The organism is Bdellovibrio sp. HCB290, from assembly GCF_047305925.1.
Taxonomy (GTDB): Bacteria; Bdellovibrionota; Bdellovibrionia; order Bdellovibrionales; family Bdellovibrionaceae; genus Bdellovibrio.
Genome location: NZ_CP178620.1, coordinates 2,594,184 through 2,612,907, shown reverse-complemented (window position 1 = coordinate 2,612,907; position 18,724 = coordinate 2,594,184). Strand labels below are relative to the sequence as shown.

Annotated in this window: 16 protein-coding genes; 3 read left to right on the top strand and 13 right to left on the bottom strand. The window is 46.4% G+C overall.

The genetic code is table 11. The features are described from left to right. Positions 1-31 precede the first annotated feature (31 nt). Both ACLVWU_RS12840 and ACLVWU_RS12835 read right to left on the bottom strand, forming a co-directional pair. The gene (locus tag ACLVWU_RS12840) at positions 32-367 is read right to left on the bottom strand and encodes a hypothetical protein (RefSeq protein ID WP_413575164.1); all 336 of its coding nucleotides are present in this window, start codon (positions 365-367) and stop codon (positions 32-34) included. A gap of 228 nt (positions 368-595) precedes the next feature. After that, positions 596-913 carry a hypothetical protein gene (locus ACLVWU_RS12835; RefSeq protein ID WP_413575163.1) on the bottom strand — a complete coding sequence of 106 codons (318 nt, stop codon included), beginning with the start codon at positions 911-913 and terminating at the stop codon, positions 596-598. Between the two features lie 180 nt (positions 914-1,093). Between ACLVWU_RS12835 and ACLVWU_RS12830 the strand changes: the two genes are divergently transcribed. Both ACLVWU_RS12830 and ACLVWU_RS12825 read left to right on the top strand, forming a co-directional pair. After that, positions 1,094-1,951 (top strand): PBECR2 nuclease fold domain-containing protein, encoded by an 858-nt coding sequence (locus tag ACLVWU_RS12830; protein ID WP_413575162.1) that lies wholly within the window; start codon positions 1,094-1,096, stop codon positions 1,949-1,951. Positions 1,952-1,955: 4 nt separating this feature from the next. Continuing rightward, positions 1,956-3,125: an MFS transporter gene (locus ACLVWU_RS12825; protein ID WP_413575161.1), complete on the top strand. Its 1,170-nt coding sequence runs from the start codon at positions 1,956-1,958 to the stop codon at positions 3,123-3,125. Positions 3,126-3,139: 14 nt separating this feature from the next. Here the strand turns inward: ACLVWU_RS12825 and ACLVWU_RS12820 are convergent, their stop codons facing one another. The 7 genes from ACLVWU_RS12820 to lnt form a co-directional block, all read right to left on the bottom strand. After that, a complete protein-coding gene (locus tag ACLVWU_RS12820; protein WP_413575160.1) occupies positions 3,140-3,892 on the bottom strand; it encodes a hypothetical protein in 753 nt (250 codons plus the stop codon). A gap of 298 nt (positions 3,893-4,190) precedes the next feature. After that, the gene (locus tag ACLVWU_RS12815) at positions 4,191-5,252 is read right to left on the bottom strand and encodes a hypothetical protein (RefSeq protein ID WP_413575159.1); all 1,062 of its coding nucleotides are present in this window, start codon (positions 5,250-5,252) and stop codon (positions 4,191-4,193) included. 311 nt (positions 5,253-5,563) lie between these two features. Then, positions 5,564-7,312 carry a hypothetical protein gene (locus tag ACLVWU_RS12810; RefSeq protein ID WP_413575158.1) on the bottom strand — a complete coding sequence of 583 codons (1,749 nt, stop codon included), beginning with the start codon at positions 7,310-7,312 and terminating at the stop codon, positions 5,564-5,566. 94 nt (positions 7,313-7,406) lie between these two features. Then, complete coding sequence (locus tag ACLVWU_RS12805; RefSeq protein ID WP_413575157.1) at positions 7,407-7,910, bottom strand: hypothetical protein; 504 nt, start codon at positions 7,908-7,910, stop codon at positions 7,407-7,409. A gap of 194 nt (positions 7,911-8,104) precedes the next feature. Further along, positions 8,105-9,541 (bottom strand): lipase maturation factor family protein, encoded by a 1,437-nt coding sequence (locus ACLVWU_RS12800; protein ID WP_413575156.1) that lies wholly within the window; start codon positions 9,539-9,541, stop codon positions 8,105-8,107. 17 nt (positions 9,542-9,558) lie between these two features. Further along, positions 9,559-11,892, bottom strand: a complete 2,334-nt coding sequence (locus ACLVWU_RS12795; RefSeq protein ID WP_413575154.1) for an endonuclease MutS2 — start codon at positions 11,890-11,892, stop codon at positions 9,559-9,561. Beyond that, positions 11,870-13,516, bottom strand: a complete 1,647-nt coding sequence (gene lnt / locus ACLVWU_RS12790; protein ID WP_413575153.1) for an apolipoprotein N-acyltransferase — start codon at positions 13,514-13,516, stop codon at positions 11,870-11,872. The genes ACLVWU_RS12795 and lnt overlap by 23 nt, the downstream gene beginning before the upstream one ends. Here lnt and ACLVWU_RS12785 point away from each other — a divergent pair, their 5' ends adjacent. Then, the gene (locus ACLVWU_RS12785; RefSeq protein WP_413575152.1) at positions 13,517-14,356 is read left to right on the top strand and encodes a hypothetical protein; all 840 of its coding nucleotides are present in this window, start codon (positions 13,517-13,519) and stop codon (positions 14,354-14,356) included. It begins immediately after the preceding gene. Between the two features lie 37 nt (positions 14,357-14,393). On the opposite strand, the gene ACLVWU_RS12780 is transcribed toward ACLVWU_RS12785, so the two are convergent. From ACLVWU_RS12780 to ACLVWU_RS12765, 4 genes are all read right to left on the bottom strand, one after another. After that, positions 14,394-15,047 (bottom strand): UDP-N-acetylglucosamine acyltransferase, encoded by a 654-nt coding sequence (locus ACLVWU_RS12780; RefSeq protein WP_413575151.1) that lies wholly within the window; start codon positions 15,045-15,047, stop codon positions 14,394-14,396. Continuing rightward, positions 15,019-16,482 (bottom strand): hypothetical protein, encoded by a 1,464-nt coding sequence (locus ACLVWU_RS12775; RefSeq protein ID WP_413575150.1) that lies wholly within the window; start codon positions 16,480-16,482, stop codon positions 15,019-15,021. The genes ACLVWU_RS12780 and ACLVWU_RS12775 overlap by 29 nt, the downstream gene beginning before the upstream one ends. Continuing rightward, positions 16,479-17,207, bottom strand: a complete 729-nt coding sequence (locus ACLVWU_RS12770; RefSeq protein WP_413575148.1) for a glycosyltransferase family 2 protein — start codon at positions 17,205-17,207, stop codon at positions 16,479-16,481. The genes ACLVWU_RS12775 and ACLVWU_RS12770 overlap by 4 nt, the downstream gene beginning before the upstream one ends. A 70-nt stretch (positions 17,208-17,277) precedes the next feature. Beyond that, positions 17,278-18,639 carry a S8 family peptidase gene (locus tag ACLVWU_RS12765; protein ID WP_413575147.1) on the bottom strand — a complete coding sequence of 454 codons (1,362 nt, stop codon included), beginning with the start codon at positions 18,637-18,639 and terminating at the stop codon, positions 17,278-17,280. Between the last annotated feature and the right edge of the window lie 85 nt (positions 18,640-18,724).

Genomic DNA, 18,724 nt, shown 5'->3' with positions numbered 1-18,724 from the left:
TCCACTAGTGTATCAAAAAGAGGCAGGGGTACTAGGGTCCTGAATTCTCTTCAGAGGGAATCTGGCCCTTAGGGTTGGGGCAGTGGGGCTGCATGCCGCCCGTGCGCCCATAACACCGCCAGGTGTCGATGTAGGTGACCGTTTCATCAGCAGCGACTGGGTAAAACCCGCGGTATTGATCGGGATCTAAAGTGCTCTCAACCAGACGAAAGGTGGGTTCGCCGTCTGGGGCGGCCTGTCCCGCCGAAGCTTCAGCGGAGGCGGAAGCTGACTTACTGATTTTCAACACGAAGACCCGATACTCTGCCTGAGACAGAGCGGGGATCAGAAAAATAAAGAAAGCCGATAAGAGACGTCGATATTTCACAATATCCCCTATCGGCTTTGCGGTGGGAAAACATGAAATCAGGATAGCACTGGAATTCCGCGTTGCATTATTTTTCGCGTTTAATGTCGATTTAGGACTCTAACAATTCGTCACAAAATCGAAGATCTAGAATTTCTGGGAAAATGTCGCGTAAAATGAATAGGAATTAAACACTTTCCCTATGAAAAGTGTCTGTTTTAGAGGGGCGCTGCAAATGACGCTCAGTAATCAGTGAGCGTGTTCGTGATTTGCGCGAACTGTATTTTCAACGATATGGAAGTAGGCGCGGATCAGCATTTGATAAGAATCCGGGTCCAATGCCTGCAAAAACGCCATTTTTTCGAAATAGGTTTTGCGCGCAATGAGTTCTGTCATCACGTCTTGCACCTTTTTCATCTTGTCAAAGCTGTAGAAGTCTTTGTCGTCAGTGACTTCTTTAAGAACCTTCGCAATGGTTGTGTTATCAAACAGAACATGAACACCCATAGCAGAGTGGGACAGTAGTGCTTCCATTCGCTCAAGACTGGTCTCTTCAATACTCGCCAAGATCGCCTCCTTGCACCTTGGAAAAACCATTTAATGGCACAACATAAATTGAATGTTGGGGAAGAATCGGAAGAGTTGCAAGAGGAAAAAACAGGGTCATGACGAACCTTGTCGTGTCAGATTTTTTTCCTGTTGTTGCCAAGCAGGATTTCTCTCCATAATAGGCAATAAGGAGCCACGATGGCCAAAGCTAAATCTCGTCCTGTTAAAGCCAAATCTATCACTGAAAAAGAGTATATCGTTGTCGATGAAAAAGCCGGCCTCATTTTCGAAACCGAAAAAGAGTTGTACGGATATTTCGAATCAGCGATTAAAAAGTTTCAGGATGAGTATCAATCCTACCGCACTGCCGACGATTTTTCTGACGAAGAACAAATGGCGCGGGAAAATTATTTGGAGTCCACATTGGATGATCCGGATGAAGTGTGGATGGATAACGCAGCCATGGAAGACTACGTGGTCTACTATTTCATCCGCGAATACGAAGAAGGGGCAACAGCCTTTAAGTACATTGCCATCGCATATATGGTTGAAGAGGAAGAGTATCCAACGTTCGTATTCATGCATTTCCCAACCAGGGATTCCAGCGTTTGGCACAATTATCAAAAAGGCGAGATGGTGTACGATCGCAGCTATGCGGAAGCTTCAGCAGGGGCGATTGAAGGCGATGCCATGTTGGAAGGCGATCCGTTGGCCGTGGGCTTGTATCAGGCGATGATGAAAGTTCGCACAGATAAAGATATTGAGCAGGAAAAGTTTCAGGACTACGCGGATCTGCGTGAAGAAACAATCGAATCCGCAGATGAGATTTGGCGAAAAACTGATACTGAAGGTCATGTGCTTGTAAGCTTTATTAAGGAATTTCCTGATCATGAGACCAAGGATTTGGTTTATGTGGCTGTCACACAGGAAGATGAAGAAACCAACGTTCACTCGTTGCTGTTCTCTTTCCCAACGACAGATGAAGCCTTGGTCGATCGCTATCGTCAAGGGGAGAACTTGCAGGCCGAGGAAGTAAGCCAAGAGTCATCACACTAATCGTATGATCTGGCCTTACATTATTCTGTCTTATTTTAGTTTGTTTGTATTCGGTCTGAGCGACAATGTGCGAGGACCGCTTTTCCCAGAAATCATGAAAGAATTTGCGGTGAACGACTCCATGGGTTCATGGATGTTCGCCTTAAGCTCGATTTCTGGATTTCTTTCCAGTTATCTTGCCCGGCATGTGCTAAGACGCTACGACCGCTTGAATGTTCTGCGCGGTGGGGCGATCGCTTTGATTCTGTCATTGATCGGCTTGGCAACCGCGCCGCATTTTTATGTGTTTTTGTTTTTCTCTCTGACGTTCGGTATGAGTCTGGGTATTGTGGGCTTGATTCCCAATGTGCTCGTTCCTTTGGGATCCAGTGAAAATCGCAAACAGCAGCTTCTGTCGGGACTGCATGCAATGTATGGGGTGGCCAGTTTTTGCTCGCCGTTGATTGCGGCTTCTGTTCAGCATTTGACGGGGAGCTGGCGCTGGACATTTGGTATTATCACCGTGGTGCCGTTGGGGCTTTTGCTTTACACCTTTCATGGCAGTCATAAGGATCTGCACAAGAAGGCCGAGTTCATCCCTGAAAATCACAAATTAAACAAAGCCCGTAACTTCCGCCCGCAAATTTTTCTGGCCTTTATGGTGAGTTTTTGTGTGTGCGCGGAAATCATGGTTTCTTCACGTCTGGCGTTGTTCATGCGACGGGTGATGGACTATGACATGGAAAAGTCCTCCCTCTATGTGACCTACTTTTTTGTCGGGATGCTGGTGGGGAGATCATTGTTTGCACTGATTCGTCTGCCATTCAGTTTGCGAACCCAACTTTCCGGTGCCGTTGTTTTAAGTGCTGTGTGTATTTATGCCGGAGTTCATTGGGATCCGATATTTTTGCCGATAACAGGTTTTACAGTGGCGCCATTTTATCCGCTGGCAATCACCTGGATCTCTTCGAAGTTTCCAACAGATCTGGATTCAGCTGTTTCATACATGATGGCGACGGATTCTTTGATGTTGGTGGGAATGCACTTGCTTATTGGGTATCTGACAGATCTAAAGGGGATTGCTGTTGCGATGCTGATGGGGCCGGTTTATTGCCTGCTTTCATTTATGCTGGTGAATAGTTATGAGTACTTTTTTGAGCGCCACCAGCCTCAGGACGATTCCAACATCGCTTAATTAAATTCGCGGAGTTAGAAGCAATAGTTTTTGGCCATGTCTTGGTATTGTGAAGTCGTATAGCCGGAATTTTTATAAGAGTAAAATGGGTGAAGCTTTTGCAGGACAGAAGCGCGGGCTACGCCAGAGCTTTCAGTTGCATAGGCTGCGGGATTTGCAGGAAACATTGGCAGCAAACCGTTAATTTCTGTAATCGCCTTGTTTGTGGAAGTGTTATAAGCCGTGACCTTCAAAACATCGTATTCACCATTGGTGTCTTTAAGATTTGCCAGGATGATCACGCGGCCAAAGAAATATGCTGGTTCAGCATATCCCATGGAAAGAGCCAGGGATGAAATCGATTTCCAATTGATGGAAGTACCCCAGGAAGTGATAAATTTTTTCGTCTGTGTATCATACAGAGCCAATGGAACGGAGGTTGAATCCAGATACGTAGCTCCGTTGGAATTAGCAAGCCATTTCCACATTGAGATATAGGAGGCGCCGGAAGAGAATCCCGCTGGTAAAGTCGTTAGTTTGACCCACACCAAATCCATGCGGTAGTTGTTGCCTTCTGAATAAGCCATCTGGCGGGCAGCCAATCCTGCCGTTGAAGTGGAATTACAAACAGCAAGGGCTCTATTGTCAGCATCAGTCGTTGAAGTAATGACTTCACGGCTTGCAAAGTCAGTTGATTGTGCACCAGATGGCCCGCAACCCGTCAAAGCCGCAGCACCTGCAATCAACAAAACCACCATTAAAGTATTTTTCAAATTTGATGTTGTCATTATAGCCCCCGTGCACTCTGTTTACTTAATGAGTAAGCAACTGCAGTGCCATATTTCAATTCGACACAGGTGATTTAATCAAGGGCTTTCAATAAGTTACTGAGGCGGCAACCCAAGTAATCCCCGCATCTCAAATGTATGCGACGAAGGTGACGGAAAGGGGCTGACAGTTTTGGATGAGGGAATTGTGGTTGGTGTTCTGCGTGTTATCAAAAAGAGAAAGCCCAACCACCATGGTTGGGCTTTTAGGGAAACTCCGTTTATTTAAAAACGAGGTTTGAAAATCTATTGGTTTAAATTACATCGCGCAACGGAAGTCTGCTTTATAGGAACCGTTAGCCAGACTTGAGTTGAACGTCACGATATTACCGCTAACAGAGTAGCCGGAAGAAATCGTATTGCCAGCAGAGTCTTTGATTACAAGATCCACTTTACCATCGTTATCAGCATCGATTGGTTTACAGCTTAAGGACACAGCTCTGGTCAATGATACTGCTGCATCACCCGCATTTTTTAGGATCGCAGTATAATCTGTCGCGCAAATTGAACCCACGATACCGCCAGTCAATTGAGCCAATGAAATCAGGATCGGTGCGGGCTGATTCGAAGTCGTACAGGAGCTATCACCTGGAGACTTAACAATCGTATCCACCATCATGACTTTTTCAGCACCCAGTTTAGAGCGAACCAAACTTACAAGGTTTGCTGGTTGAGATTTTGAAACATCAAAACCAGTTGTACATTGACCGTTACTGCACTCATCTTCGTCCGAGATAATGATAACTACCAGGTTCGAATCAGCGCGGAAGAATCTGTCAGCAGCTGGAAGAGCAACGTCTCTTTCGATGGCGCGGGAGATGCTGTATATAGGACGCTCGTCACCATTACCTTTATCACCCAGCATGATGGCTTGAGCCAATGCTGCCTGTGCCTGATCTTTAGTTCCATCTGTCTTGCTCATGAAGCGTTTGCCACTGATCATTGGGCGGAATTGTCCGTCACCCCAAGGAGAGCTGCCGCCATTAGAGTCCGTTGTATTGATACGTGGATCAGTGGTCGTCAAAGCGACTCTCCAATCCAGGTGATCAACCAGATTCATAAATCCACTGATCTTAGAAGACATATTTGCTTGTTCTTCGGCCATGGAACCCGAGTTGTCGACGACGAAAAGGACGTCGATTTTTGAGTTTTCACGGATATCAAAGTTCTGATTCACTCCACGTGAAGGAATGATTGTATCAGATTGACCCGGAGGACTGGATGAAGCCAGTGTGGATGCCGTGAAACTCATGTCTTGTGGAGCACAAGCAGATAAAGCAGCCAGCGAGAGAATCGAGATGTATGCATTTGTCTTTTTCATAATTACCCCTATGCCAGACATCATTGCATTGGTCGTGCCAGCCGCAATGGGCCTAAAATCGTCGCCGGTGTAAAGCTGAGTAACACTGTAAAAAGAGTAGTTAACAATCAGGAAAATTCTCAGCTTTCGGTGACAGTGAAACATATTCGAATGAGACAGGGGATTGGTTTTCCCTAGGGAAATCAACAGGGAACCGTCGAACAGTTAACATAAGAATGAAAAATGCGATGGATCCTGTATCACTTTGGATCATCATCGCATTTCTTCTTTACTTCAAAAAAACGGAATCTGAATTATTTGAAATATTCTGTTTACTTTATTTGCGCTTTTTTCAGGTCATCGTCAGAAACCAGCGACCAGGTCTTGCCGTTGTTCTCAGAACGCAAAAGTGCGTTGTTAAGGTACGGTGACACGAATGAGGCTTGTCCCTTTTGATCTTTCACCTGATAAGGTGGGTACGGTCGCATGTTGCTGTATTCAACATATATATTGTCTTTGCGATCCACCGTCATCACCTGGTACCAGTGAGTGTACTCCGGTGCGTTTGGATACACCAGAACGCGGGCAGGGTTCCAGCGGAAGGTTTTCGTTTTTCTGTCGAAGTTTCCATTTTGATAAACCAATGCACCGAAATATTCAAAATCGAAAATCTTTTTATCATGCATCCATTGACGGTAAACCGTGTGAACCGTGTCATTCGCATCTATCATCATGGAAACGTATGTCTGACTGCCACCGCCCCATTGCGGAGAGCTGTAGTTACTCTTGTAACCTGTGTCAGCGGTGTTCATAGGAACTTCGCTGCTCCACTGAGAGACAGAGTCAGGCTTCAACGAGTAAGTCGACATAAAGTGTGAACCATGACCGCCAGAAACAACAATTAGATGGCCATCCCAGGTGCGCACAATACCAGGTTGATTGTGGGTGTCGTTAACAGGCCATGATTTCAGGATTGGTTTTTTGGTGACCTTCTTGGTTTTAAGGTCATACTCTGCAATCCAGATTTCTGAATACGGCTTGTTGTTCTTATCAGGTTTGGGAATGACTGCGCCACCGCGGGAGTTTTTCTCGGGCACAAAATCACGATTGGCTTCAAGCCATGTTACGAAGTACTTGTTGCCGGAACGGATGATCTTTGGTGAGGAGCCACTACGATAACCGATTTCCTGCGCGCTTAAGCTTAGAAGAACCGGTTTTTCAGCTTCCAGTTTACCTTTGGAGTTTTTGGTGATCGGCTGCAAATATAGTTTTCCAACGGTGCCCAGCCACGAGTAGTCTTTTTCAAATCCGGGAAGTTTACCATCGCTTAAATAGTATAGCATCGCCGGTGGTCCTGGCAGGGGGGCGCGGTTATGCGGTCTTTCAAGGTCATAAAGTTGTGGGAGCGGGCAATTGTTTGTGCCTAAGTCTCTAAAGACACAAGCTGTGTCTTTGGTTCCCACCAAAGGCAGACCCTGCCAGTTCAAGCCCTGATCGTCAGAGTACATCATCACATACGACGTATCTTTGTTAAAGACTGTGGTCTTCATCCGCAGCACTGTATACATTCGGTCGGTCTTATCGAACACGGCCATCTTCGGGTCCCACAGAATATCCTGTTTGGATTCCACAATCAGATCTGCTGTCTTCTTGTCATAAAAGGGAAGCAGTTGACCCATCATGAATGGAAAATGAGTCCATGAATTTTCACGCAGTGTTTGAAAGCCATTGGAAGATGGCACGGTCTGTTCACGGTCGTTGTAGCGGAAATAGGGACGATTCTTGGAGTCAAAGCTCGGTGCTGAGACGGAATAAGTCGGGTCCCATTTGAAATCCTGCCGTTCATGAAAGGGCTCGATGAAGTCATCTGCTGCTTTAAGCGAAGACAACTTCTTGGAAGCCAAAACTTCAGCTTTAGGAAGCGGTTTTAGTTTTAATGTTTCGAATTCAACTTTCGATCTGCTGGACAAGTCTTCAGTTTCCACTTTTTTTGTGGTCAGAGTGGAATACTGCTTGCCGGAAAAGTATCCGATGAAAATGGCAATACCAATGCTTGCAGCTGTAAATCTTGCGTTACTCACGATCAACGTCTCCCGATTTGAAACACTTATCGGACTATTTTGATCGAGTTTTTAGCAAAAATCCCCCTCAAAGAGCTTTGAGGGGGTCTAGTTATTATTCATTTGTACTGGTGGGCTCCAGCAGACGAACAGTTAGGTTGTAGACCGAATCACTCTCTGAGGGTGCTTCGAGGTCCTTCGCCAATTGCTCCTGGAAAGTTTTGATCTTTTCCAGAGCATGGGCGTACTGCTCGCGTTTTACCTGAATGGCGATGTGTGCGCCATCGGATAAACCACTTATATCCCGCTTGTCGATTGTTTCAATCAACTCAGTCCGAGCCTTGACTCGACGTAGAGCCATCTCTTTCATCACAGCGCTGCGCGCGTGTTCAGAGAGGGCAAGGTCGATAAAGTACTCTTTCTCTGGTTGAGTAAGATTCAGTCGCTCTGCCAGATTAATCGCCCGTGCTTCTGAAAGTCCCATTTTACGATTCAGTATTTCACTGAGTCGTGAGCTGGGCATTTCCAGATCTCTGGCGAATGCTCTGAGCGAGTACGACGGATTCTTTTTCTGACGTTTCTCTAGTTCGCGTAGAATAAAGTCCCGATAGTTGTGCATGACTACCTAGCCTTTGGTTTGAATTTCCCCTAAAAACAAGTTTGCGAGATTCCGCGAAAAATCTCCAATTTATTTTTTCAGCTGACCATACTTGAGACGACCTCTGGAAATTCACTGTCGAACTTTTTTCAGAGGGAAAATACCGCGTAACCGCTTATACAGGTGTCAACATTCCATACAGCATAAATGCTTGCTTAGGCGTCCTCATCACGTTCAAAAACCGGTGAGTAAATAGAAAAGTGATCTCTTCGCCACCAATGACCCGAAGTTTTTAGCTCTTCCCAGCCACTGAAATGGTAATTGTATTTCACATAGCGCATGAATTTCGGCGCTTTTCCCTCGAAGGGATCTGTTTTTAGCAGTTCCTGCACTTCGGGACATTCATCAAACAAGCGAGTCACAAGGTTTTGCAGCCACATGTTTTCATTGAAGGTTTCAAGTGCAGCAAACCACATCTGCCAGTCCAGGCGCGGCTGAAAAGGAGCCACGAAGGTGGGGCGGTGAGTGAGCTTGGTGGGCTTATGCTTGAATTCGTACTCCTGCCAAGTGGAACCGTCATTGCTTCCTTCAAGAACAATTTCTGGACGGCTTTTCGTCATCACCGCAAAGAGCCCATAGGGGTTGGTCAGTCGGAAAGGGAAAAGAAATCGCATCCAGGGCAGCATGAAATCCAAAGACTTGCTATTTTCAAATGCGGTTTTGAAAATCCAGAATAGATTTCCTGGCAGCAGAACCACCAGCACTGTGACCGCCACTTCCGTTGAGACTGCGACAGGAAGCACCCAACCAGTGTCAGTGAAAAGCCAGAACCGATCGGCAATCAAGCCAAGACACATTCCTAAAGTCAGTATATTGAAAAAAGCAAAATTCCCCGTCAGAACAATCAGAACCTGCAGAAGTACCAATAACAGCGCTGCTGTAAAGCTAGGGACTCCGGGGGCAAAAATTAAAAAGGGCACCGCGACTTCGATCACGAACATAATCAAACAGCTGAGCTTTTGAATACCCAAGGGAAGTTTGTCGGCCAGCCATGATGCCGGGTTGGGAAGTGGTTGGGTCCAGTAGTGAAAACGTAAAGCAGTTAGATTTTTCCAGTCAGGATCTTTATTGGTGAGTTTCACAATGCCTGATGAAAACATCAGTTTAAATAACAGCAGCCACACCAGGCCCATTATCATGGGATGAATCTGGTAGGTGGAAAAAGGAATCCATTCAAAATTGAAGGGCGCAAAAAACAGCGCGATAAATCCCAGCTCTAAAAGTAAATTGTCCCATTGGTACGACAAAAAGATCTGCCCACAAGAGCAAAAAGACAAGTACAGAAGCCAACATGCCAGTAACATCCAGGTTTGGCTAAAACCCAAAAATGCCAATGTGGAAGCCAGCATTCCCAGCATACAGGCAGACTTTAAGACGAAATCACCGGAGGCAAACCAAAATACCGAGGGAAAGTGGCGAAATCGCGACGCCCCCAGCTCCTTGTCTAAAATATTTAATAGATGATCAATGGAGAGAATACCGCGCGAGCCATAGAGCCCGAGGACCTGAGTGGACAACGACAGGAAAGCGACGAAGTAGCTCAGCGCCAGGGTCTTGCTTACCACCCAACTTGCAATAAGGTAGGTTTCCAAAAGACCCTCCTAAGGTTTTAGGCTTCGCCGATTTCTGCCCAAGTAACGCCGTCACCGCCGTGCTCTGGTGATCCGGCTTTCCATTTTTTGACGTAAACTGAACGCGAAAGGTAAGTCCTTACCGCTTTCTTTAAGGCTTCAGTGCCGTGCCCATGAATGATTTTTAAGCGATCTTCGCGAGTGGTGGCCGCTTTATCCAATGCGATTTCCAATTCCTGCAGGGCCTCTTCAACAGTTTTGCCACGCAGATCCAGGGTGCGATCTTCGTCGGCCATTGAAGCAGAGAAACCACCGGAACTTTTGCGTACCAGCTGGGAAGTTGGATTTTGAGGTTTCCCTGCAAGTCTTAGATCCTGCCAGTTTACCTGTAAGCGTACAGAGCCTGATAGAATCATCAGATCACCCTTGTTGTTGGGTGCACTTTGTACGATCCCGTCCTGATTCAAGGTTGGTACAAACACCTTTGCGCCAGGCGGGAACTTCTTTGCAAATTCCTCGGCAGTCTGAGGTGCGCCGGCCTGAATGACAGGCTTGGCTTTCACGATTTCAGGCAGCTGATATTTGATTTCTTGAAGGGCCGCGTGACGCTTAAACGTTTCGGCAACTTTTGCCTGCGCAATCGCTTCTTCGACTTTACGCTCAGCCTTTTTCACTGTGCGCTGCAACCATTCATCTTTGTCTTTGTTGAATTGTGCCAGTAAACCTTCGTACTTGTTTTTCGTTTCAACAGCTTTTTTGGTTTCTTTGCGCAAGTGCTCCTGCAAAATCGAGATGTCACTTTTTAGCTGTTCGATTTGTTCAAGACCCTCTAGACGGGCACGCGTAGCTGGTGCAAGTACATCCATTGCACGCTGTACGATGGATTGGGCAACGCCCACGCGTTTGGCTGTTTGAATTGCCAATGAATCACCCGGGATTCCAGCAAGGAAGCCATAGGTTGGTCTGCCGGTTTTAGGATCGTACTCCATGCTACCATTCAGTACGCGGCTGTCTTCATCCCAACCGGCTTTCAACGGTCCCAAATGCGAAGTTACGACAGCAAAAACATCGTTTGCTGAAAACTCTTCAATAAAGGCGCGGGCCAGGGCGCTGCCTTCTTCAGGATCGGTGGATCCGCAGATCTCATCTATCAGAATTAAACTATCATGGCCTTTGACGGAAGCCGCTTTACCTAAAATTTTTAAATGTGCGGCAAAGGTCGAAAGCTCTTCATCAACACTTTGGCTGTCGCCGATTCCAATCAATACGTCTTTAAAAAACGGGATGCGTGAAGTTTCGCTCGCACAGATTGGCAAACCACAGCGTGCCATCTGAGCCGCAAGGCCGATGGATTTTAGAAGTACGGTTTTACCACCGGCATTCGGTCCGCTTAGCAGAAGAATACTTTTTTGTCCGTTTAACAGAACAGTGTTGGAAATGACTTTTCTTCCACTGAGTTGCAGCAGGGGATGGCGGACTTCGATCAATTCCATCGTGTCTTTGGCAAACTCGATTGCGTGGCCATTAATTTGATTTGTGAACTGCGCCTGAGAAAAGCGAATATCACCTTCCTCCATCAAAACCCTGGAGCTTTCAATGTCGATCACCTGTGATGAAAGGTAGTGGGAGAGCTCTGTCAACAGGCGTTCAATTTCGTCTTCGATTTCCGCTTCTACCTGGCGCAGGCGGTTGTTCGTGGGAATTACTTTTTCAGGTTCGATGAAAACGGTCTGCTTACTTTGGGACGAACCATGGATCACCCCGGGAAGCTTGCTTTGCATGCCGGCGCGGACGGGTAGTACCCAACGACCTTCGCGGGTAGTAACGAACTTATCCTGAATCACGGATTCCATCTGATGGTCGCGGACCAGGCGATCCAAAGTGTTTTGCACTTCGCGGGCAAGGCGTTCTTTTTCCTTAAACAGATTGTACAAAGTTTCACTGGCGTCCGAGCGGATTTCGCCACCGGGAGTGAGGATTTGATCAATGGCAGAGAGCGGCTCCTCGGCATCCATCAGACTGTCATGCAGTCTTTTTGCCCAGGCATTGTCGACGGGCTCCAACGCCTCTTTCAAAGCCAGGGCTTCGATGCAGAAGCTGCGCACGTCTTTGATTTCCAAAGTTTTCAGGACGGCTTTCTTTTTTAAGCGGGCAATCCAAGTGGAGTACAAATCCAAACTTTGCATGTAAGGGCGGTGGCCTTGATTGAGTACTTCCGTGGCGTCGGCAATTTCTTTAAAGCTTACGTAAGCCTCTTCCGCGGAAGCCAGAGGTTTTAATTCAAGAACGGCCTCGCGTCCCACATCACTGGTCGCGTGTGATTTGATTTTTTCTAAAATTTCTATCCAATCAAGGACGACGAGATCTTGCATTCAGGGCTCCAGTTAGAACAATGCCGAAAAGCGCGAGTAACAGAACAATCCAATCATAATGGCCCCATTTTACATAGGCCGTGACCGGTGCATTTTTAAGATACTTTACTGTAAACTGCCCCATCCATTCTTCATGAAGTGGGGAAGTTTGTTGAAGGTCACCATTTGCCAGCATCACTGTGCTGATTCCCGTATTTGTGGAACGAATCAGAGGGCGACGTGTTTCAATTCCGCGGGCCAGTGTCATGTACATGTGTTGCAATGGCTCAAAGGGGCGACCAAACCAGGAATCATTGGTAACGTTAACAAGAATGTCAGAATCTGTATGAATCAATCCACGGGAAAATGCCGGATCCAAACCCTCGTAGCAAATTTGTCCGCCCAAGCGAATCACTTCCTGGTTGTGGTTCCAGTTAATCGCGCGAGGACCCGTGCCACGGCCGAAATTGGAAATAAAGGGCAACCACTTCAGCATGATAGGAAATTTTTCGCTTAAGGGTAGATATTCCCCGAACGCCAGTAAATTGGTTTTCAAGTAAGGTTTATCTAGATTGTTACCGCGGCCATCAATCAAAAACAGGGCATTGAAAGTGGCCTCATCACGGTGAGGATCCACCACGGGGCTGCGCGAATAAGCGCCAGTGAGAACTGGCTGAATCAGATTAGCCAGCTCTTTTGCCAAAATTTGAGAATACTTGCGACTAAGAAGTCGTTGATCCAAATAATCGGGGAAAGCAGTTTCAGGCCAGATGAAAAGTTCAGTGTCTGGGAATTTTTCGGCAGCTTGCAAAGTCATGCTGGTGAATTTGCGGGTGATGAACTCTTGAGCACCGCGACCTTTCTCGGCCTGGATTTTATCAGAGTTGCCAATGTTCGCCTGAATGATTGTAGTTTTGAATTCGTGATTGAACTTATCCCATTTGGATTTATGCAGTCCGCCACCCACCACAAGCGCAATCAATACAGCAACCAAGGCGGTGATTTGCGCAAAACTGTGCAGGGATTTTTTAAAGTTCACCCAAATCGCGGCAACCCAGGCATTAAGAAGCAGAATGACAGCCGACAGGCCGGCAAAACCAATCACGTCAGCCCATTGGTAGGCCGGGATGTGTGCTCCCAGCAAAGTGTATCCCAGATTCCAGTCAAAAATAACCGGCCATACGCGCTCCAAAAGCGCATGGCTTAGGGCGATCGCAAAAAGCGTCTGAGTCTGTGTAAGATTGAACTTTCTTTTTAGCCAGACGGAAAGTGTGGTGGCTGCGGGAATGTAGAGATGCATGAACGCACAAAAAAGCAGCAGTGCCGCGAATGAAATCACCCAAGGCATCGCGCCGAATTCGTGGGCGGTGTAAGCAATCCAGTGAAAACCGATGGCTGTAAGCACGAACTGGGTCCACCAACCACTCCAGAAAGCTTGTTTCAGTGACGGCGGATTTTTTCCAGAGACTGAAATCCACAGAGGGGCATAGCAAAATAGCAGAGCCCAAGGTGGAAGCGGGATGTAGCTTGTACCCACCAAAACACCCGAGAGTAATGCCCAACGTAAATCGTAGGCTTTGTGCTTGAATAATTGAACGGCTTTCTTCATCATGGTATTAGTAACACAAAGAGTGAGTGAGTCCACGTGAAATTGAAAGTCCGATGCCCAGGTTGTGCTAAGTTATACGAAGTTGCGAGTGATGATATTCATTCGGAAACTCCGGTGTTTCAGTGCATCTCTTGTGAAAATCGTTTCGGTTTCGAGTATCCACCTGCGGACCCTGTGAATGTGTTCACTTTCCTAGTTTCGGTTCCTGGTGCGGCGGCATCTTCTGATGCACAGCAAAAACAAGTCACGACTGAAGAGATCCTGGAATCCATCACCAAACCAGCTGTTGAGCCAACAGTTGAGCAGGTGAAAAATCAAGACATGAAATCCTGTCCAAAATGTGGGGCCTTAAATGGTCGCCGCGCGCACGAGTGCTACTCGTGTCATGTTTTGTTTGAGCGTCTGGAGGGGTTACCTCAGGATGCGAGCCTGCGTGCTCAGCCAAGCCTTGTGCGAAAATGGAAAAATGTTTTAGATAACTTCGAAGACGATACCCTGCATGAGGCCTTTGTAAAAAGCTGTGCAGAGTTGGATGCTCTTCGTTTTGCAATAATGAAGTATGAGGAAATCAAAACTGCTCAAGGTGGGGATGCTCTTTGTGATCAGATGATCGCACGTATCAACAGCATGATGATGGTGGGAATTTCCCAAAAGCCAACCATGCGAGTTGCAAACCCAGCTCACGCCAATCGTCCCAAATGGATGAAGTGGATTTATATCGGTCCTTTTGCCTTAAGCGCTCTTTTGATTTTGTGGGGCTTGCTGAATCTTGGTAATCGCAATCTTATTGGAGTGGGTGTGGCCCTGTCCTGCATGTCAACGGGCCTGATCATCATGATCCGCGGCCGACTTTCTCTTTCCGATTTTATGGATTAAAAAATAAAAGAAAGGCAGTCGGTGAGACTGCCTTTTTTTATTTTCTCATTTTGCTGAGATTTGCTGCGAATTCTTTGTTGAAGCGTTCTATATCAAGAACTGTGAGATTGTACTTCTTAACCGCGTATTGGTTCGGCTTAAGAAAGCGTGCGGGATTGCCCACATAGGTATTAAGCGGTTCAATTTTGGTTTTTTTAGGAATGACCGTTCCCATTCCAAGCATCGCATAGTGTCCGATCACGCTGTACTGGTGAATTGATACGTTCAAACCAATATTGGCACCTTCGTGAATAATGCAGTGGCCACCCATTGCGGAGTTTCCTGAAATAGTAACATTGTCGCCGACAATACAGTCATGAGCCACATAGCAGGCATGCAGGAGGCTGACATTGTTTCCTATGACTGTATTTGTCGTTGTTCCAGAGTTCACAGTCGCATATTCGCGGATGATGCAGTCGTTACCAATAACCACCGATTTATAAGAACTCTTCCAAAAGTCACGGTGTTCCGGTGGCATACCAATAGAGCAGTGTGCTTCCAGTCTATTATTATTGCCGATAACCACATCTTTACCGATGATGCAATAAGGTCCAATATAGTTCCCCTCGCCAATGATGGCGCTTTCATCGATCACGGCAGTGGGATGGATATAATTTGCGTGCTTAAGGCTTCTTAGGCTTGAAATAGACAAAATGTGCTCCTGCATACAGTTTCTCAAAAGACTGGCTTTCTGCAAAGGCAGCAGCCTCTTTTTCGGGTACTCCCAGGCAAAAGTCTGTGATGACTTCAAAGCTTTCGATGGTTTTTTTTAGTTCCAAAATCCCTTCATGGGGGAGGGGGGGCATTTGAAGAAAAGCCCCGAGGCTGCCATTGTTGCTCTGGAATATTTGATTCATTCCCTTGGAATTTAAATTTAGCGAGTAAATATCAAAGTTAGCTAATGTTCCGTATCGGGCACTGATTGCAATGGAGTTTTGCTCTGGTGAGGGCAGTAAATAAGTCGTGTCGTGACGACACACTCCATTTGTTTGTAAGTCCGCTTCCTGAGCTTCTTGAAGCGTGTCCTTGTAATCCTGATTCGTAAATGAAGGGGCGGCAAAATAGTCTAAAGTACGATTAACCCAAGGGCGTTCCTCAGTAAGCAAAAGCAATAGTAGAATTGCCATCATCAATCGGCTGGCGAAGTTGGATAATATAGGAACCGACAACAGGAGAATCGGCAAAATGAAATAGGAGAAGCTTGAAATCTTCGAAGCGTAGTACGTGGGTGTGAAGTAGCTCATCGTACCCAAAGTAAAAGTCAAAGCATAGATGATGAAGAAAAGTGTTGCAATTGCGATGGTTCGGTTATCACGCCACAGTGATTTTATATTTAGTAGAGTTAGTGCAGCAGTTGAATAGAAAACGATTTGAGAGGCAGGCGTTGAACCTGCTAAGTGTGAACGAGAAAACGGGATAAACATTAATACTAGCCAGGCTGGGGACAATACCACTGCTGCTGTTTTAATGAAGCGTTGTTCGCTGAAGAATAGGATTGGAAAAAACCAAATAATGAAATCGGGATAGCAGAACCCCGCATAAAGCAGTAAGCATAATGCGGCTCGATTTCGGTTCAATTTGTAAAGGTATATGGCGGAAAAAACGAGAGCTTGCGAAAGTAATTGAGAAAAGAAGGCTGCTTTCATAGCTTCGATAAAATAGAAAATGAGTATTGGAATTGCTATGGTCAGAACAATAAAAGCTTCCAGGGACTTCTGCTTTTGAAGATTGTCTAAAACCATAAATAGCAAAACAACTAAAATTAGCAAGAAGCTGATATCAATTAAAAGGCAATAGGCTCCAGGTAAGGGGATACCAATAAACTCAAGAGCAGCGGCGAGAACGTGAAACCCCAAAAGACCATGATAGATTGGGAGATATTTGGACACCGCATGCTTGCCGACTTGGTCATTCTGGGATTGTGGGAATATATCAAAGTTTCGGATGTGAGTGCTGATGTTCAGATGGACGCCGTAGTCTATTGAAGTGGTGGCGATACCGGAAATGTTAGATAGATAGCGACTAGGAAATACTGCAGTTAGTACGAGTCCGATTAAAGCGAGGATGGATAATTTTAATCGTTTCATTTTTTTAAACTCAGTCTGAGTAAGATCAATGGTCGAATCATGGACCACCAGTCTATAATAGGTCGGATTTTACTGGATCGATTTTTTGCCAGATGGGAATACTTTATGGTGACCGGTACCTCGCTAATGCGAAGGTTTCGTCTGCAGGCCCAATAATGGATGTAATATTCCAGTTCGTATCGCGAAAGCCAATCCTGGTGAATGTTGCAAGTATTATCAAATAGGAAGCTGATTCTGTAGCATCTGAACCCACATGTGATATCTGAAAATTTTCTACCTAATAAAAAAGTAGAAATCAGAGAGAACACGGGGATAGACAGCTTCCGAAAGTTTGAAAGGCCCGGTGAATTTCCGCCAGCTAAAAATCTACTTCCCGTAACATAGTCAGCAGTGTTTTGAATAATCGGGGTCACTATCTGCGGTATTTCAGAAGGAACCATTTTGCCATTGGAAGACATGATAAGAACTGACTCATAGCCGTTTCTTTTTGCATGTTCGATTCCTGTTCTAATAGCCGCGCCAACACCGCTATTCTGCGTATGACGGACCACTTTGTAACCAAGGCGCTCTGCTGTCGCCGGTGATGAGTCGCTGGAGCCATCATCAACTAAAACCGCGTGCTGACGATCCCAATGGTGAATTAGAGATGTAAGGAAATTCTCGATTTCCAATTCCTGATTGTAGTTAACGATTACCAAAAGAATCGGGGATTTGTCCGTCTGCATTTAACAATTATTGCAGACGGACAAGGATTGTACCTAATGGAAAAAACAAGCAGACAAAAGTCCTGTTTGTTTAGAAATTCTCGTCGCCAGTGGTTTTGGTACCCAAGCGAGTAGGCTTAGGCTTGCCGTTACCGATCGCATTGATTAGCGAGCGCCCAAAGCGGCTGACTTCGCTAGCCGCATGTCCCGCTGGAGCTTCGTTTGGATCGGCTCCTAGCTTTTGCATGCTATCAACGTTAACAGTCACCACTCCCGATGCTGAAACACCCTGATCCAGAATCGTCAGAGCTTTATAAAGATTCAACTGACGGGATGTACGGGTTTTGGATGCAAGCTGAGTCTGGGCATCGCCTGTGGAAAGAATGTACTTTTTAGTGTCTGCTGCATTGAAGGATTGTTTGTTGGCCATAACCAAAACTGCAGCGCCGGACACGAATGCCGTAGCCTGGGAGGTACCGGTCATGTAACCGTAAGAGTTACCTGGGAGGCAAGAGCGGATGTTTTGCCCTGGGGCTGCAATATCCACAGTTTCTACGCCGTAATTAGAGGAGTTCAATACTTGCACCGAAGGATCGAATGCCGTTACGGAGATGATGTTGCTAAGCTTATAGTCAGCAGGGTAGTAGTGATGCTCGTCAGAGTTCGAGCGCTCATTGCCTGCAGCTGCAACGAAAAGGATGCCTTTTTTCTCGGCTTCCTTCACCGCATCGTGTTCCTCTTGAGAGAACTCTGTGCCGCCACCGGAATAGTTGATGATTTTTGCGCCCATACTGACTGCGTATTTGATGGCAGCTACCGTGTTTTTCAAGTTATCAGTGTTAGGCACCTTAGGGTCATAGTACTTTAGAACCATCAGGCTGACTTCCGGTGCAACACCAGCAATGCCTTTGCCATTTCCAGCTTCAGCGCCGATAATGCCGGCGATGTGCGTGCCGTGTCCGTGGTTGTCGTCCAGTTTGTTATTGTTGGAAACAAAGTTCCAGCCGTTAACGTCGTCCACGAAGCCGTTGCCGTCGTCATCGATGCCATTGGTCGCTTTATCACGGCCCAAAGCATCTTTGCCAGTTTCCCCAGGATTTACCCATAGGTTCTTGCTTAAGTCTTCGTGCTTGATATCAATGCCGGTATCAATCACGGCAACTACAATGTCTTTGTTTCCACGAGTGACGGACCACGCACGGGCGGCATCGGACTTTTTCAACCCCCAAGCTTGGCTGATCGCGGGGTCATTGAATAGAGCACTGGGTTCGTCTTCAACTTTGTCAGTTTTTGAAGTGATAGTAGAATTCTCAAAAAGACGATCTTTCTGTTTGCTGGAGCTTTGTGAGCGAGAAGGGGAGGATGCGTCTGAGAAATAAAGGTATGTGCCTAATCCGCCAAAGAAGATCACGCCGACAGCACCTGATGTAAGCAACCACTTGCGAGAAAACATGAAGAGTTCCCCTTTCTCCAAGGGGCTTATCGGCAAATTATCGTCGAGGTGAAGCTAAAACCGCGCCTATCTCAATTTGGGACAG

Bases quoted from the DNA above. Each gene is read 5' to 3' on its own strand.
- ACLVWU_RS12830 (WP_413575162.1), top strand. From the start codon at position 1,094: ATGGCCAAAGCTAAATCTCGTCCTGTTAAAGCCAAATCTATCACTGAA.
- ACLVWU_RS12825 (WP_413575161.1), top strand. From the start codon at position 1,956: ATGATCTGGCCTTACATTATTCTGTCTTATTTTAGTTTGTTTGTATTC.
- ACLVWU_RS12820 (WP_413575160.1), bottom strand. From the start codon at position 3,892: ATGACAACATCAAATTTGAAAAATACTTTAATGGTGGTTTTGTTGATT.
- ACLVWU_RS12815 (WP_413575159.1), bottom strand. From the start codon at position 5,252: ATGAAAAAGACAAATGCATACATCTCGATTCTCTCGCTGGCTGCTTTA.
- ACLVWU_RS12805 (WP_413575157.1), bottom strand. From the start codon at position 7,910: ATGCACAACTATCGGGACTTTATTCTACGCGAACTAGAGAAACGTCAG.
- ACLVWU_RS12795 (WP_413575154.1), bottom strand. From the start codon at position 11,892: ATGCAAGATCTCGTCGTCCTTGATTGGATAGAAATTTTAGAAAAAATC.
- ACLVWU_RS12775 (WP_413575150.1), bottom strand. From the start codon at position 16,482: ATGAAACGATTAAAATTATCCATCCTCGCTTTAATCGGACTCGTACTA.
- ACLVWU_RS12770 (WP_413575148.1), bottom strand. From the start codon at position 17,207: ATGCAGACGGACAAATCCCCGATTCTTTTGGTAATCGTTAACTACAAT.
- ACLVWU_RS12765 (WP_413575147.1), bottom strand. From the start codon at position 18,639: ATGTTTTCTCGCAAGTGGTTGCTTACATCAGGTGCTGTCGGCGTGATC.